Below are 25,584 nucleotides of genomic sequence, written 5' to 3' on the forward strand. Positions count from 1 at the left end.
GCGGCCGCGGCGGGCGACTCACAGCCCGACGGTGTCGCGGATCAGCTGGAACAGCTTGCGCGCGCTGGCCGGCGGCTTGCCGCGCTGGCGTTCGGCGCGGGCGTTGCGGATCAGTTGGCGCAGCGCCTGGCGGTCGACGCTGGGATGCGCCTCGATGAACGGTTCCAGCGCGGTGTCGTCGTCGATCAGGCGGTCTCGCCACTGCTCCAGCCGGTGGAAGGCGGCGTTGCGCTGGACCTGCTCCTGGTCGATCGCCTCGAAGGCGGCGCGGATCGCCTCGCGGTCCTCCTTGCGCATCACCTTGCCGACGTACTGCATGTGGCGCCGGCGCCCTTCGTGGGAGCGGATACGACCGGTCTCCTCCACCGCGGCGATCATCTCGTCGGAGAGTGGCAGCCGCGCGCGCACCGCCGGGTCCAGGGCGATGATACGTTCGCCCAGCGCCTGCAGTTCCTGCATCTCTTTCTTGAGCTGTGTCTTGCTCGGGGGCGCAGCGTCCTCGAAAGTCATGTCATTACCATTTGCAGCGAGTCGGGGGCGCAGTATATCAGCCGCCGCTCGCTCGCCCAGGCCCGTTCACGCGGCCGGGGCACCATCGATCAGGAGTTTGCCATGAGTCAGGCCTTCGATGCCGCCGAACAGCAGTCACGCCTCAAGGAGCGGGCGACCCGGGCGCTGGCGCTCGCCGCCGAACTAGGCGCCGACGCCTGCGAGGTGGGTGCCAGTGTCGATCAGGGTATCGGCGTGGGGGTACGCCTGGGCGAGACCGAGAGCGTCGAGCTCTCGCGCGACCAGGGCATTGCGGTGACCGTCTATGTCGGCCAGCGCAAGGGTAACGCGTCGTCGTCGGATGACAGCGATGCGTCGCTGCGCGCGGTGGTCGAGAAGGCGATCGCGATCGCCCAGCACACCGGAGAAGACCCTGCCGCGGGGCTTGCCGAGGCCGCGCTGATGGCCACCGAGCTGCCCGACCTCGACCTGCATCACCCCTGGGCGCTGGAGACCGACGACGCGCTGGCGCTGGCGCTGCGCTGCGAGCAGGCCGGGCGTGAGCGCGCCGGTATCACCAACTCGGAGGGCGCCAGCCTGTCGTCGACCGAGGCGGTGACGGTCTACGCCAACAGTCATGGCTTTCTGGGCAGCCGTCGCGGCACCCGCCACTCGCTGTCGTGCCTGCTGATCGCCGGCAGCGGCGAGGGCATGCAGCGCGACCACGACTTCACCACGGCGCGCCGGGCGAGCGACCTGGCCAGCCCGGAGCAGGTCGGCATCAGCGCCGCCGAACGTACCCTGCGCCGGCTCGACGCCCGGCGCCCGCGCACCGGACGCTTCCCGGTGCTGTTCGCCCCCGAGATGGCGCGCGGGCTGGTGGGCAACCTGCTCAACAGCATTGCCGGTGGGGCGCTCTACCGCGAGTCCTCGTTCCTCTGCGACCAGCTCGGCGCGACGCTGTTCCCCGAGTGGTTCTCCCTCGGCGAGCGTCCGCGCGAGCGCGGCGGCATGGCGAGTTCCGCTTTCGATAGCGACGGCGTGGCCACCCGCGACAACGTCTTCATCGACCAGGGGCGTCTGGCCAGCTATATGCTGTCGGCTTACAGTGCTCGCCGCCTCGGCCTGCAGACCACCGGCAACGCCGGCGGAGCGCGCAACGTGCGCATCCAGGCGCCGACCACTGAGCTGGCGGCGCTGATGCGTCAGATGGGCACCGGGGTGATGGTCACCGAGATGATGGGGCAGGGGCTCAATCCGGTCACCGGCGACTATTCGCGCGGGGCGGCGGGGTTCTGGGTCGAGAACGGCGAGATCTCCCACCCGGTGGAGGAGTTCACGGTCGCTGGCAATCTGCGTGAGATGTTCGCCGCCCTGCAGGGGGTGGGTGACGACATCGACCGCCGCGGCAGCGTGCACACCGGCAGCTGGCTGGTGGATGGGATGACGCTCGCTGGGCAGTAGGGCGGGGCGAAGTCAGGGAAACACGGCATCAAGGACGAAGTGGGTGAGGCTATGAATCAGTCCCGGCAAGCGGACGAGTCGCGTCAGTTCCTGGGCCACCCCTGGCCGCTGTCGACGCTCTTCGGCATGGAAGTGTGGGAGCGCTTCTCGTTCTACGGCATGCAGGCGATCCTGCTGATCTACCTCTACTACGAGAGTGCGCGGGGCGGGCTGGGCATCGCCGAGAGCGCGGCGTTCGGTATCGTCGGCGCTTACGGCAGCAGCGTCTATCTGGCGACCATCCTCGGTGGCTGGTTCGCCGACCGCGTGCTCGGTCCCGAGCGCACGCTGTTCTACTCGGGGGCGATCGTGATGGCGGGGCATGTGGCCCTGGCGCTGGTGCCCGGGGTTCCCGGGGTGACGCTGGGGCTGTGCCTGGTGGCGCTGGGCAGTGGTGGGGTCAAGGCGACCTGTGCCGCGCTGGTCGGGTCGCTCTACGCTCCAGGCAGCCCCAAGCGCGACGCCGGCTTCTCGATCTTCTATCTGGGGATCAATCTCGGCGGTTTTGCCGGGCCGCTGCTGACCGGCTATCTGCAGAGCAGCGCCGGCTTCCACTACGGTTTCGGTATCGCCGCCATCGGCATGGCGCTGGGGCTGATCCAGTATGCCTTCGGTCGGCGTCATCTCGCCGAGGCGCAGCGCCATCCGCCGATGCCGCTGGCGGCGGGGGAAGCCAAGCGTTATCTGTTCGGTGCGATCGTGGCGTTGGCGCTGCTGGCGGCAGCGCTCGTGTTCGGTTGGCTCCGGGCGGACACGCTCACGGATGTGATCCTCGGCGTGATCGTGGTCACCACGCTGGCCTACTTCGTGGTCATTCTGCGCTCGGCCCGGGTGTCGGCGCTGGAGCGCCGCCGGGTACTCGCCTTCGTGCCGCTGTTCATCGCCAGTGCGGTCTACTGGGCGCTCTATGTGCAGTCCTACACGGTGATCGTGGCGTTCTTCGACCAGCGGGTGGATCGCCAGTTGGACGGCTGGACGATACCGGTGGGCTGGCTGACCTCGGTACAGGCACTCACCATCATCCTGCTGTCCGGGGTCTTTGCCTGGCTGTGGTCACGCCTGGGCAAGCGCCAGCCCTCGTCGGCGGCCAAGTTCGTGATCGCGATGCTGGTGATCGGCGCTTCGTTCTTCGGCTATCTGCCCTGGCTGGGCACGGATGCCGTGGGCATGCCGCTCTGGGTGCTGGTACTGCTGCTGCTCGGCTTCACGGTCTCCGAGCTGTGCCTGTCGCCGATCGGGCTATCGGTCACCACGCGGCTGGCGCCACGCGCGATGCAGACCCAGATGATCGCGCTCTTTTATCTGTCGCTGTCGCTCGGTTTCGCCGCCGGCGGACGTGCCGGCGAGTGGTACACCCAGCGCACGGAGGTGGTCTATTTCATCACGCTGGGCACGGTGAGTCTGATCGCCGGTGTGCTGCTCGCGCTCTGCCTGCCGGCGATTCGCCGCGCCAGCGCCGGCACCGAGTGAGCGCCGGCAGCGAATAAGCGCTGTTATCGAGCAAGTACCGGCGGTACCCCGGGCGCCGCGGGTATGGCGTCCGGGGGATGGCGGTATCAGCTGTCGAGGCGATCCTTGACGTAGGTGATCTCGCTCTTGCCGTGGGGCACAGGTTGGCCGTCGGCATCGAGATTGACGAAGACCATGCGATCGATCGTCAGAATGCTCTTGCGGGTGATCTTGTTGCGGACATGGCAGGAGAGCGTGATCGAGCTGGTGCCGAAATGGGTCGCGGTGAGGCCCAGCTCGATGATGTCACCCTGACGTGCACTGGAGACGAAGTTGATCTCCGAGATGAACTTGGTGACCACGTTGGCGTTGTCGAGCTGAATGATGGCGTAGATCGCGGCTTCTTCGTCGATCCAGCGCAGCAGACTGCCCCCGAACAGCGAGCCGTTGGGGTTGAGATCCTCGGGCTTGATCCATTTGCGGGTATGGAAGTTCATGCACGGCTCCTGGGGGCGACGGTAGGCGTCGGGGCATTGACGTTGAAGGATTGCCGCTATCGGCGGGACCTATTCATCCTCGTGGAAGCGGGCCTCGAACAGCGCGGTGATCGCCTCCATCGCTGGTTCCGCTTCGTCACCTTCGGTGACGATCACCAGCGGCGTGCCGCAGGGCGCGGCCAGCATCAGCAGCGACATGATATTGGCGGCGTCGGCGATACGCTCGCCGTGGTGTACCGCGACCCGGGCGGCGAACGGCTGACAGCACTGCACCAGCTTGGTCGCGGCCCGGGCGTGCAGGCCGCGGCGGTTGGTCAGGCGCAGTTCACGCGTCGGCATTGCCACCCCGCTCGGCAGGCATGTCATCGGAGAGGGCGGTGTGCACCCCGAGTTCGCGATGGCGTAGACGGATATCGACGTCGTCGTGACGGAAGTGGTGCGCCAGGCGCTCGATCAGGTAGACCGAGCGGTGATGGCCGCCGGTGCAGCCCACCGCGACGGTGAGGTAGCTGCGGTGGCTGGCCAGGTAGGCCGGCAGCCAGCGGATCAGCCAGGCATGGATATCGCCGGCCATGGCGTGCACGTCGGGGTACTGCTCGAGAAAGGTGACGATCTCGCCGTCGCGGCCGTCGAAAGCACGCAGGTTCGGGTCCCAGAACGGGTTGGGCAGGCAGCGCACGTCGAACACCATGTCGGCATCCAGCGGTACGCCGCGCTTGAAGCCGAACGATTCGAAGGTGAGCGTGAGGCGGCCGCCGCTGTGACGCGCGACCTGTTCGCTGATGCGGGCACGCAGGTCGTGGACCGAGAGACCGCGGGTATCGATCACCAGATCGGCGACCCGTCGGATCGGCGCCAGATAGCCCTGCTCGTTGTCGATCGCCTCGGCCAGCGTCATGTCGTTGCCGCGGGTCAGCGGATGGCGACGACGGGTGGCGGAGTAGCGTTCGAGCAGCACCTTGGCGTCGGCGGTGAGGTAGATCACCTGGGTGTCGATGCCGCGCTCGCGCACACCTTCGAGCAGCACCGGGAAGCGCTCCAGCGCCTCCGGCAGGTTACGCGCATCGATGCTCACCGCCACATTGGGCCGCGACGGCGGTGCGGCCCTGAGCTCGTCGATCAGCGGCGCCAGCAGATTGGTCGGCAGGTTGTCGATGGCGTAGTAGCCGAGATCTTCCAGCGCCTGCAGCGCAATGGATTTCCCCGACCCCGAGCGGCCACTGATGATGACGAGTCGCATGCAGTCTCTATCCGTCTTCGCTGTCCTGATGATGGCGAATGGCGTCGATCAGCGTGTCGTGGAGCGCGTGCTGCGAGCCGGCCTGGCGCAGCTTCTGGCGCACGCTGCCCTGATTCATGATGCCGGCGACCTCGGCCAGCAGCGAAAGGTGGGCGTCGTCGGCCTCCTCCGGCACCAGCAGCACGAACACCAGATCCACCGGCTCGCCATCGATGGCATCGAAGTCGATGGCATCCTCGAGGCGCATGAAGCCAGCCAACGGCGTCTTGCAGTGCGGGCTGCGGGCGTGCGGGATGGCGACCCCGTTGCCGATGCCGGTGCTGCCCAGCCGCTCGCGTCCGATCAGGCGGCTGAACACCTCCTGACTGTCCAGGCTGGGCGTATTCTGGGCGATGAAGGTGCTGAAGAATTCCAGCAGACGCTTTTTGCTGCCCCCCGTCACACCGTAGAGGGTGCGTTCGGGGGGCAGGATGGTTTCCAGAGTGATCATCGGGGAATTAGCGGGCGCCTGCGCCTTGCGCGCGGGCCTGTGCCTTCTCTTTGTGTTTGACCAGCTGGCGGTCCAGCTTGTCGGTCAGGGCGTCGATCGCGGCATACATGTCGATATCGCTGGCTTCGGCATGAATGTCGCCGCCCGCTGCGTGTAGCGTGCAAGCCGCTTGCTGACGCTCTTTCTCGATGCTCAACGTCACCTGAACGTTGGTGATGTTGTCGTAGTGGCGCTCCAGACGTGCGAGTTTCTCGTCGACGTAGTCCCGCAGGGCGTCGGTCAGTTCGACATGGTGGCCGGTGACGTTCACTTGCATGGCGCGCTCCTGTTGCGGCTTATGTGGCACCTCTGATTGTAACCCTTTTCTCCGCGCTGCAAAGGGATCGCGGACGATTGATCGCCATGCGCTGGCGTGAATTCTAAAAGTTCAATCAAGACAGTCGCTTACGTTCGCTCGAGGCGGGGATGCCCATGGCCTCGCGGTACTTGGCCACGGTGCGCCGGGCGACGCTGATGTCGGCTTGCGCCAGCAGCTCCACCAGTTTGCTGTCGGAGAGCGGCTTGCGCGGCGACTCCTCGCCGATCAGCTTCTTCAGACGTGCCCGAATCGCGGTGCTGGAGACGCTGTCGCTCTCGCCGCGTTGACCCACCTGGCTGGAGAAGAAGTACTTGAGCTCGAACACCCCGCGCGGCGTGTGGATGAACTTCTGCGTGGTCACCCGCGAGATGGTGGATTCGTGCATGTCGACGCTGGTGGCGATGTCGGCCAGGATCAGCGGCTTCATCGCCTCTTCGCCGCGCTCGAGGAAGTCGACCTGGCGCGCCATGATCTCGCGCCCCACCCGCAACAGGGTGTCGTTGCGGCTGGAGAGGCTCTTCATCAGCCAGCGCGCCTCCTGCAGGTGCTGGCGCAGGAAGGTGTTGTCGTCGCTCTTGTCGGCGCGCCGGATCAGCGCGGCATAGTCGGGCTGGATGCGCAGCCGCGGCAGCGCCTCGGCGTTGAGCTCGATGCGCCAGCCATCGCGGGTCAGGCGTGCCACCAGATCCGGGATCACATAGTCCTGCTGGCTGTGGTCGAAGGCCTGGCCGGGGCGCGGATCGAGGGTGCGGATGGTGGCGATGACGCGGTCGAGCTCGTCGTCGTCGAGGCGCAGGCGGCGCTTGAGCTGGCGCCGGTCGTCGCCGGCCAGCGCCTCCAGGAACTGGCGCACCAGGCGCTTGGCCTGGGGCAGCAGTGGGGTATCGCCGGGCAGCGCGCCGAGCTGCAGCAGCAGGCATTCGCGCAGATCGCGGGCGCCCACGCCGGTGGGGTCGAACTGCTGCAGACGCAGCAGTACGCGCTCGAGGTCGGCGCTGGTGCACGGCTCCGAATGCTGCTCGCGCAGCCCCGCGGTGAGCTCGTCGAGGGTGCCCTCGAGATAGCCGTTGGCGTTGATGGCGTCGATCAGGTAGTCGCCGATGAGCCGTTCGCGGGGATCGAAATCGCCCATGGCGAGCTGCCAGGCGAGATGGTCGTGGAGCGTGGTGCCGGCGGCGTTTCGCTCCAGGTCCGGCCACTCGTCGGCGCCGGCCGGGGCGGCGCTGGCGGCGATGTCCTGATAGGTGTCGCTCCACTCGCTGTCGAGGGCGAGCTCTTCGGGAATATCGCTGGCCCACTCCTCCTCGGGCGTCTCGCTGGCCGCCTGCTCGGCATACTCTTCGTCCAGCTCGAGCATGGGGTTGGCCTCGAGCGCCTGCTGGATCTCCTGGCGCAGATCGAGCGTCGACAGCTGCAGCAGCTGGATCGCCTGCTGCAGCTGTGGCGTCATTGTCAGCTGGGCGCCGACACGCAGTTGAAGTGAAGGTTTCATGGACATGGCATGGACACGGGAAAGGGCCGCGGTGGCCGTCGATAGGTTAACCCTACGTTACTGACTGCCCCGGTGGGATGCAACGCTTTGAGCGCTAACTTTATGCAAGAAATATGCCACGGTACGTTCGACTTGGGTGTGCAGAGGCTTTGAGAGGTGCGCCGCCCGCCGCGAGTGACGCAGCGGGCTGGGGAGGCGGAAGGGCCTTGGCGCGACGCTGGACTTTGTAAGCAAAGTCGGCGAGCGAAGGCTAGGCCGGAGCGCGTGGCTAAGACAAAATCGGCGAAAACGGACCGGTCTGGCGCTCCAGTTTACGGGGAGTAAATGAGCATTTTGACGGGGGCGCCGACCTCGGGCTGGCGATCCCGCCGATTTTTAACGCCGAATTGTCGAGCGCAGGCAGTTTTTGTGTCGAGTCTAGAGTCGGAACTCGTGCCCCAGATAGACATCGCGCACGCGCTGATTGTCGAGGATCGCCTCCGGGCGCCCCTCGGCGATGATCTGTCCATCGCCGACGATGTAGGCGTTGTCGCAGATATCCAGTGTCTCGCGCACGTTGTGGTCGGTGATCAGCACGCCGATCTCACGATCCCGCAGCTGGCGGATGATGTTCTTGATATCGCCCACCGAGATCGGATCGACCCCGGCGAAGGGTTCGTCGAGCAGCACGAAGGCGGGCTCGGTGGCCAGTGCCCGGGCGATCTCCACCCGCCGCCGCTCGCCACCGGAGAGCGACATGCCCAGGTTGTCGCGGATATGGTCGACGTGGAAATCGCCCAGCAGCTGCTCCAGGCGGTCGCGGCGCCCGGCGCGGTCGAGATCCCGGCGCGTCTCCAGAATGGCCATGATGTTGTCGGCGACGCTGAGCTTGCGGAAGATCGAGGCCTCCTGCGGCAGGTAGCCGATGCCGGCGCGGGCGCGCTCGTGCATCGGCGCGCGGCTCAGGTCGCGATCGTCGATGTGCACGCTGCCGGCGTCGGACTTGACCAGCCCCACGATCATGTAGAAGGAGGTGGTCTTGCCCGCGCCGTTGGGGCCGAGCAGGCCGACGATGCTGCCCTGGCGCAGGGTCAGGCTGAAGTCGTGGACGACTCGACGCCCCTTGTAGCTCTTGGCCAGATTGGCGGCCGTTAGCGTTTTCATCGCTGGATTCCTTGCCTCGCGAAAGGGTGCGTCACTGCGTCTGCTGGCGCGGCGTGAGCGTCATGCGCACGCGGCCGTCGCCGCTGCCATCGCCACTGGTGCTGGAGCGCGCATTGACCCTGCGCGAGTTGAGATAGTACTCGACATAGGCGCCATCGAAGGTGTCGCGTGCCTGGTGCAGTTCGGCGTGACCGATCAGCTCGACCCGGCGCTCGGCGGCGTGGTAGATGATCTTGTCGCCCCAGCCCTTGACCAGGGCTTCGTCGGGGGCGGGCTTCTGCTCCAGATAGGCGCGCTCGCCACCGCCACCGGTAGCGGTCACCAGGCTGACTTCGCCATTCTTGCCGCGCTTGATCTCCACTCGAGCGGCCTTGAGCTGCATGCTGCCCTGCTGCATGTCGACCTTGCCGGTATAGACGGCGGTGCCTTGGCGATCGTCGAGTTCGAGCTGGTCGGCGGCGATCTCGATCGGCGCCGAGGCGTCGCTCTCCAGCGCCAGGGCGGGCAGGCTGGAGAGTCCCAGTGCGGTCAAGACCAGCAGTTGGCCGAGTTCTCGCCTCATGATCCTTGATCCTCAGATTGCTGTGGCAGGCGGCCCTGCACGTTATCGGTCAGACGCATGCGGTTCTGGTTGATCCAGGCGTCGAAGCGATCGCCACGCATGGTCTGGTTATGCTGACGCAAGACGGAGGAGGTGTCACTCCAGGCGTGCGCGCTGCGGTTGTCGTAGTGGAGGGTCTGGGTCTCCAGGCTCCAGGCCTTGGTCGGCTGCACCAGGCGTGCGTTGCCCTCGAGGGTGAGCAGGTTGCCGTTATCGGCCAGCCGGCCCTGGTCGCCGGTGATCTGCCACTCACGCTGATCGTCGTCGATCAGATAGCCGTGGGGCTTCTCGGCCCGGATCACGTCGTCGACCGGGGTGTGCACCATGCGCGGCGTATCGAGGCGCTGATAGGCACGGCCCTGCTCGTCGAAGCGCGTCATTCGCGCATCTTCGAGAAAATAGTCCGGCTCGCCGGCGGGATCGCTGGGCGCCGGTGCCGGGGCGCGCTCGTTGCGCTGGTCGAGATAGGCGAGCCCGCCACCGAGGGCCAGCAGCAGGGCCAGCAGGCCGAGGCGGCGCCACCAGGGGGAGCGAGTTCGTGGCGTGGCTGTCACGCGATCTCCTTCGGCATCGGGGTTAGCAGCGACCATCTCAGATCACGCCGCTGCGCAGCAGGTCGTGCATGTGCAGGGCGCCGATCGGGCATCCCGCCTCGACCACCGCCAGTGCGGTGATCATGTTGTCCTCCATGATGCGCACCGCCTCGGCGGCGAGCATGTCCGGGGCTGCCGTCTTGCCGCCGCGGGTCATGACGTCATCGACCTTCAGCAGGTCGAAATCGCCACGCTGGTCCAGCGTGCGGCGCAGGTCGCCGTCGGTGTAGACACCGACCAGGCGCTGATGTTCATCCACCACGCAGGTGAAGCCCATGCCCTTGCGCGTCATCTCCAGCAGGGCCACGCGCAGGGGGCTGCCGGCGGGCACGCAAGGCAGTCGCTCGCCGCCATGCATCAGATCGCTGACGCGCAGCAGCAGCCGCTTGCCCAGGGTGCCACCGGGGTGCGAGAGGGCGAAATCCTCGGGGCTGAAGCCGCGCGCTTCGAGCAGGGCCAGAGCCAGGGCGTCGCCCATCGCCAGGGCTGCGGTGGTCGACGAGGTGGGGGCGAGGTCGTGCGGGCAGGCCTCGCGCGAGACGCCCGCATCGATATGCACGTCGCTGTAGCGCGCCAGGGTCGAGTGGGGGCGGCCGGTGAGGCTGATCAGCGGTGCGCCCAGGCGCTTGAACAGTGCGATCAGGCCAGTGATCTCCTGGGTCTCGCCGGAGTTGGAGAGGGCGATCACCACGTCACCCTCGGTCACCATGCCCAGATCGCCGTGACTGGCCTCGCCGGGGTGCAGATAGAAGGCCGGCGAGCCGGTGCTGGCAAAGGTGGCCGCCATCTTTCGCGCAATATGCCCGGACTTGCCCATACCGGTGACGATGATCCGACCGCGGCACTCGAGCAGCGTGCGACAGGCGTGGTCGAAGCTGACATCGAGCTTGTCGATCAGCTCGTTCAGGGCCTGCTGCTCGAGGGTGAGGGTGCGCCGGGCGCTGGCGCGGAAGTCGAAGGTGGCGTCGTGGATCATGGTCCTGCTCTGTGATTCTGCTGTGTCACGGTGAGTGGCCGGGGCGGGAGCGAAGCCTCGGCTGCCGCGCGGGCATCGGGTGGCGTCCGGGCGCGGACACGCTAGGGTTTAGTCAGTATACCGTTGATCGCCTGCACTTTGGGCACTCGCTGCCGCGGCGGGGCAAGATCGCGCTTGACGATGAGCATGCTCATGGCTGGCTGCGCTCCGCCAGGTTAGGATACAATGTTCGATAATCTTTCGAACCAGAGTGGTGGAGGGTGCATGAATGACCCGATTATGGTCGAGGTCAAGGATCTGCATTTCGCCCGCGGTAACACCGAGGTGTTTCGCGGCGTCGATCTGCAGATTCCGCTCGGCAAGATAACCGCCATCATGGGGCCGAGTGGCACCGGCAAGACGACCCTGCTCAAGCTGATCGGCGGGCAGTTGACCCCTGACCGCGGTCAGGTGCTGATCGGGGGGCAGGATGTGCACGAGCTGCCGCGGCGCTCGCTGTTCAAGCTGCGTCGGCGTATGGGCATGCTGTTCCAGAGCGGCGCGCTGTTCTCCGATCTGGACGTGTTCGAGAACGTGGCCTTCCCGCTGCGCGTGCACACCGAGCTGCCCAACGCCATGATTCGCGACATCGTGTTGATGAAGCTGCAGGCGGTGGGGCTGCGCGGTGCGCGCCACCTGATGCCGTCGGAACTCTCCGGTGGCATGGCGCGGCGTGTGGCGCTGGCGCGGGCGGTGGCGCTGGACCCGGACCTGGTGCTCTACGACGAGCCTTTCGTGGGCCAGGACCCGATCTCGATGGGTGTTCTGGTGCAACTGATCAAGAAGGTCAATCAGGCGCTGGGGCTGACCGCGATCGTGGTCTCCCACGACATCAAGGAGACGCTCTCCATCGCCGACTACGTCTATATCATCGCCGACGGCAAGGTCATGTCTCACGGCACGCCACAGACGCTGGACGTCGACGATGACGCCCACGTCCGCCAGTTCGTCCATGGTGAGCCCGACGGGCCGGTGCCGTTCCACTATCCGGCGCCGGACTTCTACGACGATATTCTGGCACCCGCGGGGCAGTTTTCATGATCGATCGTATCGCCGCACTGGGCCGGGGCACGCTCGACGTGCTCATGGCGATCGGGCGCGCCGGACTCTTCCTGGTGCAGTCCGTGTTCTGCCTGCCCTCGCGCGAGGGTTTCCATCTGTGGCTGCGCCAGATGCACTTCGTTGGGGTGATGTCGGTGGCCATCGTGCTGGTGTCTGGGCTGTTCATCGGCATGGTGCTGGCACTGCAGGGTTACACCATTCTGGTGGGCTTTGGCGCCGACGAGGCGCTGGGGCAGATGGTAGCGCTGTCGCTGGTGCGTGAGTTGGCACCGGTGGTCGCGGCGCTGCTGTTCGCCGGCCGCGCGGGCTCGGCGCTGACCGCCGAGATCGGCCTGATGAAGGCCACCGAGCAGCTCACCAGCATGGAGATGATCGGGGTCGACCCGCTGCGCCGCATCGTCGCGCCGCGGCTGTGGGCCGGTTTCGTGTCGCTGCCGATCCTCACCGTGATCTTCGCGGTGGTCGGTATCTGGGGCGGCTATCTGGTCGGCGTCGACTGGCTCGGCGTGTATGACGGCTCCTACTGGAGCAACATGCAGGACAGCGTCGACTTCGTCGGCGACGTGCTCAACGGCATGGTCAAGAGTCTGGTGTTCGGCCTGGTGGTGACCTGGATTGCGGTATTCCAGGGCTATGACCTGGTGCCCACCTCGGAAGGCATTTCACGCGCGACCACCCGCACGGTGGTCTACGCTTCGCTCGCGGTACTGGGCCTCGATTTCGTGCTCACCGCCTTGATGTTTGGAGATCTCGGATGAAGCGCAATAGCGTCCTCGAACTGGGTGTCGGTCTGTTCATGCTGGCCGGCATCCTGGGGCTGGTGTTCCTCGGGCTGCGGGTCAGTGGCCTGAGCTTCGGTGTGCCCCAGAACACCTTCACGTTGACGGCCAATTTCGCCAACATCGGCGGGCTGCGCCCGCAGGCGAAAGTGAGCATGTCGGGCGTGCGGATCGGCAAGGTGACCGATATCGAACTCGATCCCAAGTGGTTCGACGCCAAGGTCACCATGCAGATCGATGCGCAGTACGACGGCAAGTTCTCCGACGACACCACGGCGGCGATTCTTACTGCCGGCCTGCTCGGCGAGCAGTACGTCGGCCTGACCGTGGGCGGTTCGCCCAAGATGTTGCACGATGGAGATGTCATTCACGACACCCAGCAGGCGCTGGTGCTGGAGCAGTTGATCCAGCAGTTCGTGTCGAACATGGCCAAGTGATCGTAGACAAGGAGTCGATGATGAACGCAACCCGTTTTTACCGCCGCTCTGCCGGCTTCGTGGCCGCCCTGATGCTGGGGCTGTGTGCCGTGGTGTCCACCGCCCAGGCGCAGACCCAGACGCCCACCGAGGTGATCCGTCAGAGCGTCGATTCGTTGATGTCGGAGCTCGAGGGCAAGAAGGACTACTACGCCCAGCACGAGGACGAACTGGCCCAGCTGGTCGATAGCAACATGGCGCAGGTCGCCGACTTCCGCTATATCGGCGCCAGCGTGATGGGGCGCTACTTCCGGGCGGCGACGCCGGAGCAGCGTTCGCGCTTCGTCAAGGTGTTCCGCAAGACGTTGATCGATACCTACGCCAAGGGTCTGGTCACCTTCGACTACAAGACCCTGCGGGTGAAGGACGCCGAGGACACCGGCCGCTATGAGGACCAGGCCTCGGTGCCGGTCGAGGTGGTATCGACCACCGGCAAGACCTATCCGGTCAGCTTCACCCTGCGCCAGAGCGACGGCCAGTGGAAGGTGATCAACGTGATCGTCAACGGCATCAACCTGGGTCTGACCTTCCGCAACCAGTTCGATCAGTCGATGCGTGACAACGATCGCGATTTCGACAAGGTGATCGACAACTGGGCGCCGAAGGTCGACACCGATCAGCTCGAGAAGGGTGGCGATTCGTGAGTCTGCTGCTCGAGCGTGAGGACGCCACGCTGGAGGTGGTCGAGGGTAACGTGCTGACCATCCGCGGCGAGGCGGACTTCGACAGTGCCGGCCCGCTGGCCCAGGCGGGTCGGCACTGGCTGGGCGCTCAGCCGGCGGAGACCCAGGTCTCGTTCGATCTGACCGCGGTGGAGGTCGCCAGCAGTGCCGTGCTCAGCGTGCTGCTGGTCTGGGTGCGTAGCGTGCAGAAGCACTCGCTGCACCTGGAGCGGGTGGCGCTCTCGCGTCCGCTGCGCCGGCTGATGGATATCACCGAGCTGGGGCCACTGCTGCCGGCCCGTGAAACCACCTGCCGCGAAGACGAGGCGCCCGCCTCGCCCTGAAGTCGCCTCGCGGGATAGGCGGAGACGCGGCGCCCCGGCGCTCGCGTCTCTATCTCTCTTCCTTGCCTGCCTGTTGCGGCCCCGCCGTTGCTGTCGTTCTGGCTTGCATCGTTGTTGCCTGCCTGTGGCATCGCCAGGGCGGGGCGATTGCCGCACCTTGAAGAGGGGCGCTTGCGCCACGCGGAAATCGCCCTCGCGTTTATCATCTTGATGGCTTGCATCGTTTTTGCCTGCCTATGGCGTCGCCAGGGCGGGGCTTTTTCCGCTACCATGTGGCGCTTTCCCTGCGCATCCGGCGCAGCAGTCATACGGGAGCCGAGTCTATGCAACCCAGCGACGTCAAACGTCTGCTCGAAGATCGAATCGACGGCTGTGAATTCCATATCCAGGGCGAAGGCTGCAACTTCCAGGTCGTCGCCGTGGGCGAGGTCTTTGCCGGCCTCAACAAGGTCAAGAGCCAGCAGTTGATCTATGGCGCACTCTCCGACGAGATCGCTTCGGGCGCGCTGCACGCCATCACCATCAAGACCTTTACCCCGGCGCAGTGGGCCGAGGCGCCGGAAAACGCGGGGTTCTGATCGCGTCCGCTGCCGCGGCGGCGGATACGCTTTCGTCACGGTCGGTCACCTGGCCACTTCTTTTCGATCTATAGCGAAACTCCATGGACAAGCTGATCATTACCGGTAACGGCCCGCTCGACGGCGAAGTCTGGGCCAGCGGGGCCAAGAACTCGGCGCTGCCGATCCTGGCGGCGACGCTGCTCGCCGACGAGCCCGTCACCATCGGCAATCTGCCGCACCTGCAGGACATCACCACCACCCTCGAACTGCTCGGCCGGATGGGCATCGAGCCGGTGATGGGCGAGAAGATGAGCATTCAGATCGATGGCTCCCAGGTGCGCGACAGTCACGCGCCCTACGAGCTGGTCAAGAAGATGCGCGCCTCGATCCTGGTGCTGGGTCCGTTGCTGGCGCACTTCGGTACCGCCGACGTGTCGCTGCCGGGGGGCTGTGCGATCGGCTCGCGCCCGGTCGACCTGCATATTCGCGGGCTCGAGGCGATGGGCGCCGACATCCGTGTCGAGGGCGGCTACATCCGTGCCCGGGTCGACGGCCGGCTCAAGGGCGCCACCATCTTCTTCGACACCGTGACCGTGACCGGGACCGAGAACCTGCTGATGGCGGCGACGCTGGCCGACGGCACCACCACGCTGGAGAACGCCGCGCGGGAACCGGAAGTGGTCGACCTCGCGGAGTGCCTGATCGCGATGGGCGCCAAGATCAGCGGTCACGGCAGCGACACCATCGTGATCGAGGGCGTCGAGCGGCTCCACGGTTGCCACTACGATGTCATGCCCGACCGCATCGAGACCGGTACCTTCCTGGTGGCGGCGGCGGCCACCGGCGGGCGCGTGCGCGTGCGCAATACCCGCGCCGACATCATGGAAGCGGTACTCAGCAAGCTCGAGGAGGCCGGCGGCAAGATCACCTCCGGTGAGGGCTGGATCGAGCTCGACATGCAGGGGCGTCGGCCGCGGGCGGTGAACATTCGCACCGCGCCTTATCCGGCGTTCCCGACCGACATGCAGGCGCAGTTCGTGGCGCTCAATGCGGTCGCCGAGGGTACCGGCACCGTGGTCGAGACGATCTTCGAAAACCGCTTCATGCACGTGCAGGAGCTCAATCGCATGGGCGCGCACATTGCCCTGGAGGGCAATACTGCGGTGGTGACCGGGGTCGAGCGCCTTTCCGGGGCGCCGGTGATGGCAACCGATCTGCGCGCGTCGGCAAGCCTGGTGGTGGCAGCGATGGTGGCTCAGGGTGAGACCCTGGTCGACCGGATCTATCACATCGACCGTGGCTACGAGTGCATCGAGGAAAAACTGCAGCTGCTGGGTGCGCGGATTCGCCGCGTGCCGGGCTAGCCGGGTGTAGAGATACCATGAGCGATCAACTGATTCTCGCGCTCTCCAAGGGGCGCATTCTCGAAGAGACGCTGCCGCTGCTGGCGGATGCCGGGGTGGTGCCGGCGGACGACTTCGGCAAGAGCCGCAAGCTGTTGTTCGATACCAACCTGCCCGACGTCAAGCTGGTGGTGATCCGCGCGGTGGATGTGCCCACCTATGTACAGCTGGGCGCGGCCGATCTCGGCGTGGCGGGCAAGGACGTCCTGCTCGAGCATGGCGCCGAAGGGCTCTACGAGCCGCTGGATCTGGAGATCTCGCGCTGCCGGCTGATGACCGCCGGGATCGTCGGCGCCCAGCCGACGCACGCGCGGCGCCGGGTGGCGACGAAGTTCGTCGAGGTCGCACGCCGCTATTATGCCGAGCAGGGCATCCAGGCCGAGGTGATCAAGCTCTACGGCGCCATGGAGCTGGCGCCGCTGATGAATCTGGCCGACGAGATCGTGGATATCGTCGACACCGGCAATACCCTGCGTGCCAATGGCATGGAGCCGCGTGAGCTGATCGAGGAGATCAGTACTCGACTGGTGGTCAACAAGGCCTCGATGACCATGAAGCATGCGCGCCTGAAACCGCTGATCGAACGCCTGCGTGGCGCCGTCAGCGCCCGCCGCGAGAGCGCCTGATCCTGAGTGATGTGCCGTGCGTCCGTGCCGACGGCCGGGTGCAGGCAATGACCGAGAGAGTGAATCGATGAGCCAAACTCCGACCATCGCCCGCCTGAACACGCGGGATGCCGACTTCGATGCGCGCCTCGACGCGCTGCTGGCCTGGGAGGGCGTGTCCGATCATTCGGTGGCGGCACGGGTCGACGAAATCCTGGCGGCGGTGCGCCAGCGGGGCGACGCCGCGCTGATCGAATACACCCAGCGCTTCGACCGGTTGACCCTCTCCAGCGCCGCCGATCTCGAACTCGCCGGCGAGCGCCTGGCTGCGGCCTACGCCGGGCTGCCGGACGCGCAGCGCGACGCCCTCAGCCATGCCGCGGAGCGCATCCGCAGCTACCACGAGCAGCAGAAGCCCGGCTCCTGGCACTACGAGGAGGCCGACGGCACGCTGCTGGGGCAGAAGGTCACGCCGCTCGAGCGGGTGGGTATCTATGTGCCCGGCGGCAAGGCGGCCTATCCCTCCTCGGTGCTGATGAATGCGATTCCGGCCCAGGTCGCCGGGGTGGCGGAGATCGTCATGGTGGTGCCGACCCCCGATGGCGTGGTCAACGAGCTGGTGCTGGCGGCGGCACACCTGGCCGGCGTGCACCGGGTCTTCTGCGTCGGTGGCGCCCAGGCGGTTGCGGCGCTCGCCTACGGCACCGAGAGCGTGCCGCGGGTGGACAAGATCGTCGGCCCCGGCAACATCTACGTGGCCACCGCCAAGCGTGCGGTGTTCGGGCAGGTGGGTATCGATATGATCGCCGGGCCCTCGGAGATTCTGGTCGTCTCCGATGGCGGTACCGATCCCGAGTGGCTGGCGCTGGATCTGTTCTCCCAGGCCGAGCACGACGAAGATGCCCAGGCCATTCTGGTGACCTGGGATGCCGAGCACCTGGAAGCGGTACACGCCGCCATCGAGCGTCTGCTGCCGACCCTGGAGCGCGCCGAGATCATTCGTCAGTCGCTGTCGCGGCGCGGAGCCCTGGTGCTGTGCGACGGGCCCGAGCAAGCGGTGGCCCTGGTCGACCGCATCGCCCCCGAGCATCTGGAGCTGTCGGTAGCCGCACCGCGCGAGATGGCCGAGCAGGTGCGCCATGCCGGTGCCATCTTCATGGGCCGCTACACCGCCGAGGCGCTGGGTGACTACTGCGCCGGCCCCAACCACGTGCTGCCGACGTCGGGCACGGCGCGTTTCTCCTCGCCGTTGGGGGTCTACGACTTCCAGAAGCGTTCGTCGCTGATCGAGTGCTCGGCCGCCGGTGCCGACCGCCTGGGGCGTACCGCCTCGGTGCTGGCCCGGGGTGAGTCGCTCACCGCCCACGCACGCTCGGCGGAGAGCCGCTGGCAGCGTTGAGGCACAGCCAGCGGTGCCAGGGTTTTTACGCAAAGGGTTTTTTGCGAAAGCGCTTTTTGCGAAAAGAAGGTCCAACGCGATTGCCGCCNNGGCGGCAATCGCGTTTCCGGTGGCCGGGTAGTGGGCGTTGGCGGATGGTTCAGTCTGCCTCGGAAGCCGACCCGCTGCTGTTCGGCGCCGCGGTGTCGCTTTTTGGCGTGGTGCCGGCATCGGGGGCATCCGAGCGATTCGAGCTCGAGCCCTTCGTGCCGCTGTCCGGCGTGCTGCTGCCATCGCTACCGCGCTTGGTGTCGCCGGCGGTGGGTTCGGGACGCTCGCCGACGGTGAGTGTCACTTCGCGCTTCTCGCCGTTGCGCAGGATGGTGATCGGGAGCTGGGTGCCGGGGGAGATCTCGGCGATGTCGACCATGGTCTCGCGCGGGTCGAGAATCGGCTTGCCGCGAATCGCCAGCAGGATGTCCCCCGGTTCGAGTCCGGCCTTGGCCCCCGGGCCGCCGGCCACCACGTTAGCGATGATCACACCGCTCAGGGTCTTGAGTCCGAAGGAGGCGGCCAGGTCGGGTGTCATCTGCTGGGCGTCGATGCCCAGCCAGCCGCGGATCACCCGGCCCTGGGTGACGATGTCGTCGAGAATGCTGCGTGCCAGGTTGGTGGGGATGGCGAAGCCGATGCCCTGCGAGCCGCCGGAGCGTGAGAAGATCGCGGTATTGATGCCGACCAGGGAGCCGTTGGCATTGACCAGGGCGCCACCGGAGTTGCCGGGGTTGATCGCGGCGTCGGTCTGGATGAAGTCCTCGTAAGCGTTGAGCCCGATATGGTCACGCCCGGTCGCGCTGATGATCCCCATGGTCACCGTCTGGCCGACCCCGAACGGGTTGCCGATCGCCAGCGCCACGTCGCCGATGGCGACGTTTTCGGAGTTGCTGAGCTTGATCACCGGCAGGTCCTTGAGGTCGATCCTGAGCACCGCGAGATCGCTTTCCGGATCGGTGCCGATCACCTTGGCGATCGCCTCGCGACCGTCGCGCAGCGCGACCTGGATCTCGTCGGCGTCGTTGATCACATGGTTGTTGGTGAGGATGTAGCCATCCTTGCTGACGATGACGCCGGAGCCGAGACTCGACAGCATGCGCTGACGCTGCGGCAGATTCTTGCCGTAGAACTGGCGGAAGAAGGGGTCGGACATCAACGGGTGCTGGCGGGTATCGACGATCTTCGAGGAGTAGACGTTGACCACGGCCGGGGCAGCCTGGTTGACCGCTTCCGCGTAGCTCACCGTGGGGTTGCCGCGCACCAGCGGCGGAGCTTCCTCGACGCTGGGGGCCGCGCGTTCACCGCCGCCGGAGAGGTGGGCGGTGGTGGTGTGGTTGGCATTGGTGGCCTGGCTGGGGGTGGCGCGTTCCCCGCCGCCGCCGAGCAGCGACGGGAAGGCGTAGAGCAGCACGATGGCGAGCAGGATGCCGCAGACGGTGGGCCAGAATAGCGCGGCAAAGTGACGGCGCATGCGCGGGGTCCTTGGGCTGATAGCGGCCACGGGAGGCCGCCACCGGGGTGTCTGTCCGGGGTGTATGGCGGTCGCGAGCCGCGCGCTGCGGCCCGGCGCCGAATGCCCTGGCGGCGCCTGTGATGCCGCGGGCGGGCACAGGGGCTCGACGGCGTCGACCTCGAGTGCGAGTGTAACATTCATCGATGACTTTGCGCGGGAGAGAGCATGATTTCACGAGCAGCCCTTCAGGCGGCGATCGACGCCGAACTCCGCCCCCAGGCGTTCAAGGACTACACCGTCAACGGCTTGCAGGTCGAGGGGCGCGAACGCATCACCCGGGTGATGACCGGGGTGACGGCATGTCAGGCGCTGCTCGACGCGGCGGTGGCGTGGGAGGCCGATGCAGTGCTGGTGCACCACGGCTATTTCTGGAAGAACGAGCCGGTAGCGGTGACCGGCATGAAGCGCCGCCGCTTCGCGACGTTACTCGGCCATGACATCAATCTGCTGGCCTACCATCTGCCCCTGGATGCCCATCCGGAGCTCGGCAACAACGCCTGCCTCGGCCGCCGGCTGGGGCTGGTGGCCGAACGCTGCCTGGATGGCGAGCTGGGGCAGGGGCTTCTGTGGTATGGCGCCCCCGATACTGGGCTCGACGGGGCCGCGCTGGACAGCCACGCGCTCGCCGCGCGAGTCGAGTCGGCGCTGGGGCGGCGGCCGCTGCTGGTCGAGGGGCACCAGGGGCCGCTCGAGCGTATCGCCTGGTGTACCGGTGGCGCCCAGGACATGCTGCCGCTGGCCGCCGAGGCGGGCGCGCAGGCGTTCATCTCCGGCGAGATTTCCGAGCGCACCACCCATCTGGCGCGAGAGCTGGGGGTCACCTATCTGGCGGCGGGGCATCACGCCACCGAACGCGATGGGGTCGAGGCGCTGGGCGAGTGGCTGGCGGCACGTTTCGATATCGAGCACCGTTTCGTGGATATCGATAACCCCGCTTGAGCGCGATCAGCGCAGAGGGCGAGGCGGTGAGAGAGCATGCAGGGGGAGTAGTGGGGGCTGCCGCCGGGCGAGGCGCCGGCGGCAGTGAAACGGGTGTGGACTCAGTAGCGCGGTGGTTGGCTGACGTTCTCCTCCTCGTCGCGCTTCTTGCGCACGCCGTAGTCCTCGGCCAGAGTGCCGCGGTTGCCATCGGCGTAGTCCCGCGGGACCTGGGGGACGTCGACATTGGCGTCCTCTTCCTCGCCCTGGCCATGCAGCCGGCGCTTGAGCTGCAGGTCATCGACCAGGCGATCGGCACCGTTTACCAGATGGCTTTCGAGCTCCTGGCTCTGGCGCTGGATGCTGGAGGCGAGATCGGCGACCTTGGCGAAGTGGTCGTTGAGCGAGTCGCGAACCTGATTGAGCTCGAGCTCGGTTTCGGCCAGACGCTGACGCACCTTCTGATTGCGCGCCACGTTGGCGTTGAGCAGATGGTAGCAAAGGGCGCCGATACCGATGCCCGCGAGGAAGCAGGCGATGGCCAGGATCCAATCGATATTGCTTTCGTTCACTATGCGCTCCTTTGGCGTCGTGCCCGGCCTCGGCGTGACCGGCACGACCATGCTTGAGATCGTTGCAAACCCATTATATCGATCGGTTCGGTGATCGGGTCAAACCTCGCGTGTGGGGATGACGCTGTCAAGACTTTCGTCGAGCGCTATAATCCCCCGCCATCCGTTCCTGCATGAGGCCATCGATCCGCCATGACTGCTCCCCGCTCCGCGACGTCCGCTGCCAATGCCCAGACGCCGATCGCGCGTTACCGCGCCGATCTCGAGCGCGACGACTTCAGCTACGACGCGGCGCAGGAGAATGCCGTCAAGCACCTGCAGCGCCTCTACGACGACCTGCTGCGGGCGCCGGCTCCCAAGCCCTCTACCACCGGTGCCGGCGGCGATTCGGCGCTCTCCAAGGTCGCCGGGCTGTTCGGCAAGCGCAAGGCGGCCGCGCCCGAGGCGCCGGCCAAGCCGGCGGTCATGGGACTCTACTTCTGGGGCGGTGTGGGACGCGGCAAGACCTATCTGGTCGACGTCTTCTTCGAGTCGCTGCCGTTCGAGCGCAAGATGCGCACCCATTTCAACCGCTTCATGCAGCGCGTCCACCGTGAGCTCGACGCCCACAAGGGCGAGAAGAACCCGCTGACCCAGATCGCCGCGCAGTTCGCGCGCGAGGCGCGGGTGATCTGCTTCGACGAGTTCTACGTCAAGGACATCACCGACGCCATGATCCTGGGCAATCTGATGGAGGCGCTGTTCGCCCAGGGCGTGGTACTGGTGGCGACCTCCAATATCGTGCCCGACGACCTCTACAAGGATGGCCTGCAGCGTTCGCGCTTCCTGCCGGCGATCGATCTGCTCAAGCGCAATTGCGAGGTGGTCAATGTCGACTCCGGGGTCGACTACCGCCTGCGCGCGCTGGAGCAGGTGGAGATCTTTCACTCGCCGCTGGACGACGAGGCCGAGCGCTCGCTGGCCAGGAGTTTCCGGTCGGTTGCCGGTAGCGAAGGGCGCGAGAATGCCAAGCTCACCATCAACCATCGCGAGTTGAGCGCGCGCCGGCTGTGCGAGGGGGTGGTGTGGTTCGACTTCAAGGCGATCTGCGACGGGCCGCGTAGCCAGAACGACTACATCGAACTGTCGCGGGAGTACCACACGGTGCTGGTCTCCAAGGTGCCGCGCATGGGGGCGGGCAGCGACGACCAGGCACGTCGCTTCATCAGCATGGTCGACGAGTTCTACGACCGCGCGGTGAAGCTGCTGCTCTCGGCGGAGACCGAGGTGGAGTCGCTCTACACCGGTGGCAACCTCAGCTTCGAGTTCGAGCGGACGCTGTCGCGGCTGCAGGAGATGCAGTCGCGGGACTATCTGGCGCTGGCTCACAAACCTTGAAGGGCAGGGCATGACGGGGCGGCGCGAGACAGGCTCGTATCCCTCTTTCGCCGCTCAAGGGGCTCGTGTACAATACGCGCTCTTCGCTCCGTTGTCGCTCCTGTCGGGAGAGGCAACCCAAGAAAAATAGGGATGGTCGAGAAGCCTGGCTTCGAGACCCAAATACGCTTATTTGGTGAAACACTCATGAAGACGTTCAGTGCCAAGCCGCAAACCGTGCAGCGCGACTGGTATGTCGTCGATGCATCGGGCAAGACGCTCGGTCGTCTGGCGACGGAGATCGCCCGTCGCCTGCGTGGCAAACACAAGCCGGAATACACCCCGCACGTCGACACCGGCGATTACATCGTCGTGGTCAACGCCGAGAAGGTGCACGTCACCGGCAACAAGGCGCAAGCCAAGAATTACTACCGTCATACCGGTTACCCGGGCGGCCTGCGCTCCATGTCGTTCGAGAAGCTGATCGACCACGCTCCTGAGCGTGTGATCGAGAGCGCCGTCAAGGGCATGCTGCCCAAGGGCCCGCTGGGTCGTGCCATGTACGCCAAGCTCAAGGTGTACGCTGGTACCGAACATCCGCACGCCGCGCAGCAGCCGCAAGAACTGAACATCTGAGGGTAGACCGCAATGGCACAACAGTACTACGGCACCGGGCGTCGCAAGACCTCCACCGCTCGTGTGTTCCTCAAGCCGGGCACCGGCAAGATCACCGTCAACAGCCGTGAGCTGGGCGAATACTTCGGCCGCGTCACCGCGCAGATGGTCGTGCGTCAGCCGCTCGAGCTGACCGAGACCACCGGCCAGTTCGACGTCTACATCACCGTCCAGGGTGGCGGCGGTTCGGCCCAGGCCGGCGCCATTCGTCACGGCATCACCCGTGCGCTGATGGACTACAACGAAGAGCTGCGCAAGCCGCTGCGTGCGGCTGGCTACGTGACCCGCGACGCGCGCGAAGTCGAGCGTAAGAAAGTCGGTCTGCGTAAAGCCCGCCGTCGTCCGCAGTTCTCCAAGCGCTGATCCGTCCCGGATCCCACGCGCGCTCGACGCCCGGCTCACCATGGTCGGGCGTTTTGCTGTTGGTACCTTTGCTGGCGATGCCGGTGCGCTGGCCGTGCGGTCAGCGAGCCCCTGGCGGGTTGCCCGCCGTGTTATCATTGACAGCTGAATCAATGCGAGGAATGTTTCATGGGTGTAGTGGCCAAGCGATCGTCGATGACTTTCTACTCCGGCAGCGATGATCACTTCAGTCATCGCGTGAGAATCGTGCTGGCCGAAAAGGGGGTTGCCGTCGATATCCTGGATGTCTCGGCCGACGAGCACAACGCCGAGCTCGCCGATCTCAACCCCTACAACAGCGTGCCCACGCTGCTCGATCGTGACCTGGTGCTCTACGAGTCCAAGGTGATGATGGAGTATCTCGACGAGCGCTTCCCGCATCCGCCGCTGCTGCCGGTCTATCCGGTGGCGCGCGCGCAGAGCCGCCTGTGGATGCATCGCATCGAACGCGAGTGGTGCCCGCTGGTCGAGCAGATCCAGCAGGGTTCCAAGAAGGACGCCGAGAAAGCGCGCAAGGAGCTGCGTGAGAGCCTGGCGGGCATCTCGCCGATCTTCGAGGACATGCCCTACTTCATGAGCGAAGAGTTCACTCTGGTCGACTGCTGCATCGCGCCGATTCTGTGGCGTCTGCCGACGCTGGGCGTGGAGCTGCCGGAGAAGCAGGTCAAGCCGCTGATGAGCTACATGGAGCGCGTGTTCGCGCGCGATGCCTTCAAGGCGTCGCTGTCCGAGTCCGAACGTGAAATGCGCAGCTGAGACCGCTCGCCGGTCAAGCCGCTCGAGAAGGAGGTGACATGCTGACCAGTCGTCCCTATCTGGCGCGAGCCCTGTACGAATGGCTGCTCGACAACGATCAGACGCCTTACATCGTGGTCGACGCCGGCAGGCCGGGCGTGCGCGTGCCTCAGCAGTTCGTGCAGAACGGCCAGATCGTGCTCAATATCGCCCCGGCTGCGGTGCGCGACCTGCAGATCGACAATGCCGCGCTGACCTTCGGTGCCCGCTTCAGCGGCCAGCCGATGCAGGTGGTGGTGCCGACCGATGCCCTGATCGCCATCTATGCGCGTGAGAATGGCGTCGGCATGGTGTTCGGGCAGGAGCCTGTAATGCCCGAGTTCGCCGCCGAGGAAGAAGCGGAGCTGGAAGACGATGGCCGTCCGTCGCTCGAGAGCGTCGACGATGCCTCGGCCAGTGCCGAGGCGTCTGACGCCGACGACGGGCCGCGTCCCGAGAAGGGCAAGCCGTCGCTGCGTATCGTCAAGTAGTCGGCTGACGCCACGCCTGCCATTGCGCAGAAATCAAAAACCGCCGCCGANNTCGGCGGCGGTTTTTTCATGCCTTGCCTAATCTCGTCAAAGTCGCGCTGGCTCGAGCCAGCGCTGACGGCCTTTCTACCAATCCTAGTTGAGGTATTCGAAGACCTTGACGATACGCTGCACGCCGCCGACACCCGAGGCGGCGTTGACCACTTCACCGGCCTGTTTCTGGGTCACCAGGCCCATCAGGTAGACCGTGCCATTCTCGGTGATCACGCGGATCAGGTTGGCATCGATATCCTCGTTGGCGACCAGGTTGGCCTTGATGCGTCCGGTGATCCAGGTGTCATTCATGCGCTGGCTGAGCGGGGTGTTGGCCGAGACCATCAGCTCGTTGTGGACCTGGCGCACGCTGCGCACCTGCTGAGCGATCTCGCCGGCTTTCTGCTTGAGCTCCTGGCTCGGCACCTGGCCGGTCAGCAGCACATTGCTGTTGTAGCTGTCGATGTTGATGTGGGCATCGCCGAAGCGCGCATCGGCCGCCTGCAGATCACTGTAGATCTTGCTCTGGATGGTGCTGTCCTCGACCTTCGCCCCCGGTGTGCGCTCGGCGTAGTTCTCCTGGGTGTTCTGGCTGGCACAGCCGCCCAGGGTGAGCAGGGCGATCACGCATGCGGAGAGAATCAGTGTCTTCTTCAT

31 protein-coding genes are annotated in these 25,584 nt (G+C 66.0%); 17 read left to right on the forward strand and 14 right to left on the reverse strand.

Annotation, left to right across the window (positions count from 1 at the left end; all coding sequences use genetic code 11):
- Positions 1-18: 18 nt before the first annotated feature.
- The gene (gene yjgA, locus DOM66_RS11630) at positions 19-510 is read right to left on the reverse strand and encodes a ribosome biogenesis factor YjgA (RefSeq protein ID WP_110676335.1); all 492 of its coding nucleotides are present in this window, start codon (positions 508-510) and stop codon (positions 19-21) included.
- 102 nt (positions 511-612) lie between these two features.
- Between yjgA and pmbA the strand changes: the two genes are divergently transcribed.
- On the forward strand, positions 613-1,953 hold the full coding sequence (pmbA, locus tag DOM66_RS11635) for a metalloprotease PmbA (protein ID WP_110690203.1): 1,341 nt from the start codon (positions 613-615) through the stop codon (positions 1,951-1,953).
- Between the two features lie 51 nt (positions 1,954-2,004).
- The gene (locus tag DOM66_RS11640; protein WP_110690204.1) at positions 2,005-3,462 is read left to right on the forward strand and encodes a peptide MFS transporter; all 1,458 of its coding nucleotides are present in this window, start codon (positions 2,005-2,007) and stop codon (positions 3,460-3,462) included.
- 86 nt (positions 3,463-3,548) lie between these two features.
- Here DOM66_RS11640 and DOM66_RS11645 read toward each other — a convergent pair whose 3' ends face one another.
- From DOM66_RS11645 to DOM66_RS11690, 10 genes are all read right to left on the reverse strand, one after another.
- Positions 3,549-3,938 carry an acyl-CoA thioesterase gene (locus DOM66_RS11645; RefSeq protein WP_110676329.1) on the reverse strand — a complete coding sequence of 130 codons (390 nt, stop codon included), beginning with the start codon at positions 3,936-3,938 and terminating at the stop codon, positions 3,549-3,551.
- A gap of 69 nt (positions 3,939-4,007) precedes the next feature.
- Positions 4,008-4,277 (reverse strand): HPr family phosphocarrier protein, encoded by a 270-nt coding sequence (locus DOM66_RS11650; RefSeq protein WP_110676327.1) that lies wholly within the window; start codon positions 4,275-4,277, stop codon positions 4,008-4,010.
- Positions 4,264-5,178 carry an RNase adapter RapZ gene (gene rapZ / locus DOM66_RS11655; RefSeq protein ID WP_110676325.1) on the reverse strand — a complete coding sequence of 305 codons (915 nt, stop codon included), beginning with the start codon at positions 5,176-5,178 and terminating at the stop codon, positions 4,264-4,266. Before rapZ ends, DOM66_RS11650 begins: the two co-directional genes overlap by 14 nt.
- A gap of 7 nt (positions 5,179-5,185) precedes the next feature.
- Positions 5,186-5,665, reverse strand: a complete 480-nt coding sequence (locus DOM66_RS11660; RefSeq protein ID WP_110676368.1) for a PTS sugar transporter subunit IIA — start codon at positions 5,663-5,665, stop codon at positions 5,186-5,188.
- A 10-nt stretch (positions 5,666-5,675) separates the two neighbouring features.
- Positions 5,676-5,984, reverse strand: a complete 309-nt coding sequence (gene hpf, locus DOM66_RS11665) for a ribosome hibernation-promoting factor, HPF/YfiA family (protein ID WP_035473830.1) — start codon at positions 5,982-5,984, stop codon at positions 5,676-5,678.
- 115 nt (positions 5,985-6,099) lie between these two features.
- Positions 6,100-7,524: an RNA polymerase factor sigma-54 gene (locus DOM66_RS11670; protein WP_110676323.1), complete on the reverse strand. Its 1,425-nt coding sequence runs from the start codon at positions 7,522-7,524 to the stop codon at positions 6,100-6,102.
- A gap of 411 nt (positions 7,525-7,935) precedes the next feature.
- Positions 7,936-8,661, reverse strand: a complete 726-nt coding sequence (lptB, locus tag DOM66_RS11675) for an LPS export ABC transporter ATP-binding protein (protein WP_110676321.1) — start codon at positions 8,659-8,661, stop codon at positions 7,936-7,938.
- Between the two features lie 31 nt (positions 8,662-8,692).
- Positions 8,693-9,223, reverse strand: a complete 531-nt coding sequence (gene lptA / locus DOM66_RS11680) for a lipopolysaccharide transport periplasmic protein LptA (protein WP_110676319.1) — start codon at positions 9,221-9,223, stop codon at positions 8,693-8,695.
- The gene (lptC, locus tag DOM66_RS11685) at positions 9,220-9,816 is read right to left on the reverse strand and encodes an LPS export ABC transporter periplasmic protein LptC (RefSeq protein ID WP_245392419.1); all 597 of its coding nucleotides are present in this window, start codon (positions 9,814-9,816) and stop codon (positions 9,220-9,222) included. The genes lptA and lptC overlap by 4 nt, the downstream gene beginning before the upstream one ends.
- A gap of 37 nt (positions 9,817-9,853) precedes the next feature.
- On the reverse strand, positions 9,854-10,831 hold the full coding sequence (locus tag DOM66_RS11690; protein WP_110676315.1) for a KpsF/GutQ family sugar-phosphate isomerase: 978 nt from the start codon (positions 10,829-10,831) through the stop codon (positions 9,854-9,856).
- Positions 10,832-11,095: 264 nt separating this feature from the next.
- Between DOM66_RS11690 and DOM66_RS11695 the strand changes: the two genes are divergently transcribed.
- The 9 genes from DOM66_RS11695 to hisD all read left to right on the forward strand — a co-directional run bounded on the left by DOM66_RS11695 (position 11,096) and on the right by hisD (position 18,160).
- Positions 11,096-11,911 (forward strand): ABC transporter ATP-binding protein, encoded by an 816-nt coding sequence (locus DOM66_RS11695; RefSeq protein ID WP_110676313.1) that lies wholly within the window; start codon positions 11,096-11,098, stop codon positions 11,909-11,911.
- Positions 11,908-12,690 carry a lipid asymmetry maintenance ABC transporter permease subunit MlaE gene (mlaE, locus tag DOM66_RS11700; protein ID WP_110676311.1) on the forward strand — a complete coding sequence of 261 codons (783 nt, stop codon included), beginning with the start codon at positions 11,908-11,910 and terminating at the stop codon, positions 12,688-12,690. Before DOM66_RS11695 ends, mlaE begins: the two co-directional genes overlap by 4 nt.
- Positions 12,687-13,148: an outer membrane lipid asymmetry maintenance protein MlaD gene (gene mlaD, locus DOM66_RS11705; protein ID WP_110676309.1), complete on the forward strand. Its 462-nt coding sequence runs from the start codon at positions 12,687-12,689 to the stop codon at positions 13,146-13,148. Before mlaE ends, mlaD begins: the two co-directional genes overlap by 4 nt.
- A 20-nt stretch (positions 13,149-13,168) precedes the next feature.
- Positions 13,169-13,831 carry an MlaC/ttg2D family ABC transporter substrate-binding protein gene (locus DOM66_RS11710; protein ID WP_110676307.1) on the forward strand — a complete coding sequence of 221 codons (663 nt, stop codon included), beginning with the start codon at positions 13,169-13,171 and terminating at the stop codon, positions 13,829-13,831.
- Complete coding sequence (locus tag DOM66_RS11715) at positions 13,828-14,193, forward strand: STAS domain-containing protein (RefSeq protein WP_110676305.1); 366 nt, start codon at positions 13,828-13,830, stop codon at positions 14,191-14,193. Before DOM66_RS11710 ends, DOM66_RS11715 begins: the two co-directional genes overlap by 4 nt.
- A gap of 323 nt (positions 14,194-14,516) precedes the next feature.
- Entirely contained in the window at positions 14,517-14,771 is a 255-nt protein-coding gene (locus tag DOM66_RS11720; protein WP_110676303.1) for a BolA family protein, read from the forward strand.
- 83 nt (positions 14,772-14,854) lie between these two features.
- Positions 14,855-16,117, forward strand: coding sequence for a UDP-N-acetylglucosamine 1-carboxyvinyltransferase (gene murA / locus DOM66_RS11725; protein ID WP_110676301.1), 1,263 nt, complete (start codon positions 14,855-14,857; stop codon positions 16,115-16,117).
- A 17-nt stretch (positions 16,118-16,134) separates the two neighbouring features.
- The gene (hisG, locus tag DOM66_RS11730) at positions 16,135-16,782 is read left to right on the forward strand and encodes an ATP phosphoribosyltransferase (protein WP_110676299.1); all 648 of its coding nucleotides are present in this window, start codon (positions 16,135-16,137) and stop codon (positions 16,780-16,782) included.
- A 67-nt stretch (positions 16,783-16,849) separates the two neighbouring features.
- The gene (hisD, locus tag DOM66_RS11735) at positions 16,850-18,160 is read left to right on the forward strand and encodes a histidinol dehydrogenase (protein WP_110676297.1); all 1,311 of its coding nucleotides are present in this window, start codon (positions 16,850-16,852) and stop codon (positions 18,158-18,160) included.
- A 139-nt stretch (positions 18,161-18,299) separates the two neighbouring features.
- On the opposite strand, the gene DOM66_RS11740 is transcribed toward hisD, so the two are convergent.
- Positions 18,300-19,664, reverse strand: coding sequence for a Do family serine endopeptidase (locus tag DOM66_RS11740; RefSeq protein WP_110690206.1), 1,365 nt, complete (start codon positions 19,662-19,664; stop codon positions 18,300-18,302).
- Between the two features lie 207 nt (positions 19,665-19,871).
- Here DOM66_RS11740 and DOM66_RS11745 point away from each other — a divergent pair, with 207 nt between their 5' ends.
- Complete coding sequence (locus DOM66_RS11745) at positions 19,872-20,645, forward strand: Nif3-like dinuclear metal center hexameric protein (protein ID WP_110690207.1); 774 nt, start codon at positions 19,872-19,874, stop codon at positions 20,643-20,645.
- Positions 20,646-20,746: 101 nt separating this feature from the next.
- Here DOM66_RS11745 and DOM66_RS11750 read toward each other — a convergent pair whose 3' ends face one another.
- Positions 20,747-21,196: a YhcB family protein gene (locus DOM66_RS11750; RefSeq protein WP_157958855.1), complete on the reverse strand. Its 450-nt coding sequence runs from the start codon at positions 21,194-21,196 to the stop codon at positions 20,747-20,749.
- 192 nt (positions 21,197-21,388) lie between these two features.
- Between DOM66_RS11750 and zapE the strand changes: the two genes are divergently transcribed.
- From zapE to DOM66_RS11775, 5 genes are all read left to right on the forward strand, one after another.
- Positions 21,389-22,573: a cell division protein ZapE gene (gene zapE / locus DOM66_RS11755; protein ID WP_110690210.1), complete on the forward strand. Its 1,185-nt coding sequence runs from the start codon at positions 21,389-21,391 to the stop codon at positions 22,571-22,573.
- Positions 22,574-22,759: 186 nt separating this feature from the next.
- Positions 22,760-23,188 (forward strand): 50S ribosomal protein L13, encoded by a 429-nt coding sequence (gene rplM, locus DOM66_RS11760; RefSeq protein WP_035473795.1) that lies wholly within the window; start codon positions 22,760-22,762, stop codon positions 23,186-23,188.
- Positions 23,189-23,200: 12 nt separating this feature from the next.
- Positions 23,201-23,590: a 30S ribosomal protein S9 gene (gene rpsI / locus DOM66_RS11765; protein WP_035473793.1), complete on the forward strand. Its 390-nt coding sequence runs from the start codon at positions 23,201-23,203 to the stop codon at positions 23,588-23,590.
- A gap of 168 nt (positions 23,591-23,758) precedes the next feature.
- On the forward strand, positions 23,759-24,385 hold the full coding sequence (gene sspA, locus DOM66_RS11770) for a stringent starvation protein SspA (protein WP_110676286.1): 627 nt from the start codon (positions 23,759-23,761) through the stop codon (positions 24,383-24,385).
- A 38-nt stretch (positions 24,386-24,423) separates the two neighbouring features.
- Positions 24,424-24,894 (forward strand): ClpXP protease specificity-enhancing factor, encoded by a 471-nt coding sequence (locus DOM66_RS11775; protein WP_110690212.1) that lies wholly within the window; start codon positions 24,424-24,426, stop codon positions 24,892-24,894.
- Between the two features lie 135 nt (positions 24,895-25,029).
- Here the strand turns inward: DOM66_RS11775 and DOM66_RS11780 are convergent, their stop codons facing one another.
- Positions 25,030-25,584 (reverse strand): BON domain-containing protein, encoded by a 555-nt coding sequence (locus tag DOM66_RS11780; protein ID WP_110690214.1) that lies wholly within the window; start codon positions 25,582-25,584, stop codon positions 25,030-25,032.

The organism is Salinicola endophyticus, assembly GCF_003206575.1.
Taxonomy (GTDB): domain Bacteria; phylum Pseudomonadota; class Gammaproteobacteria; order Pseudomonadales; family Halomonadaceae; genus Salinicola; species Salinicola endophyticus.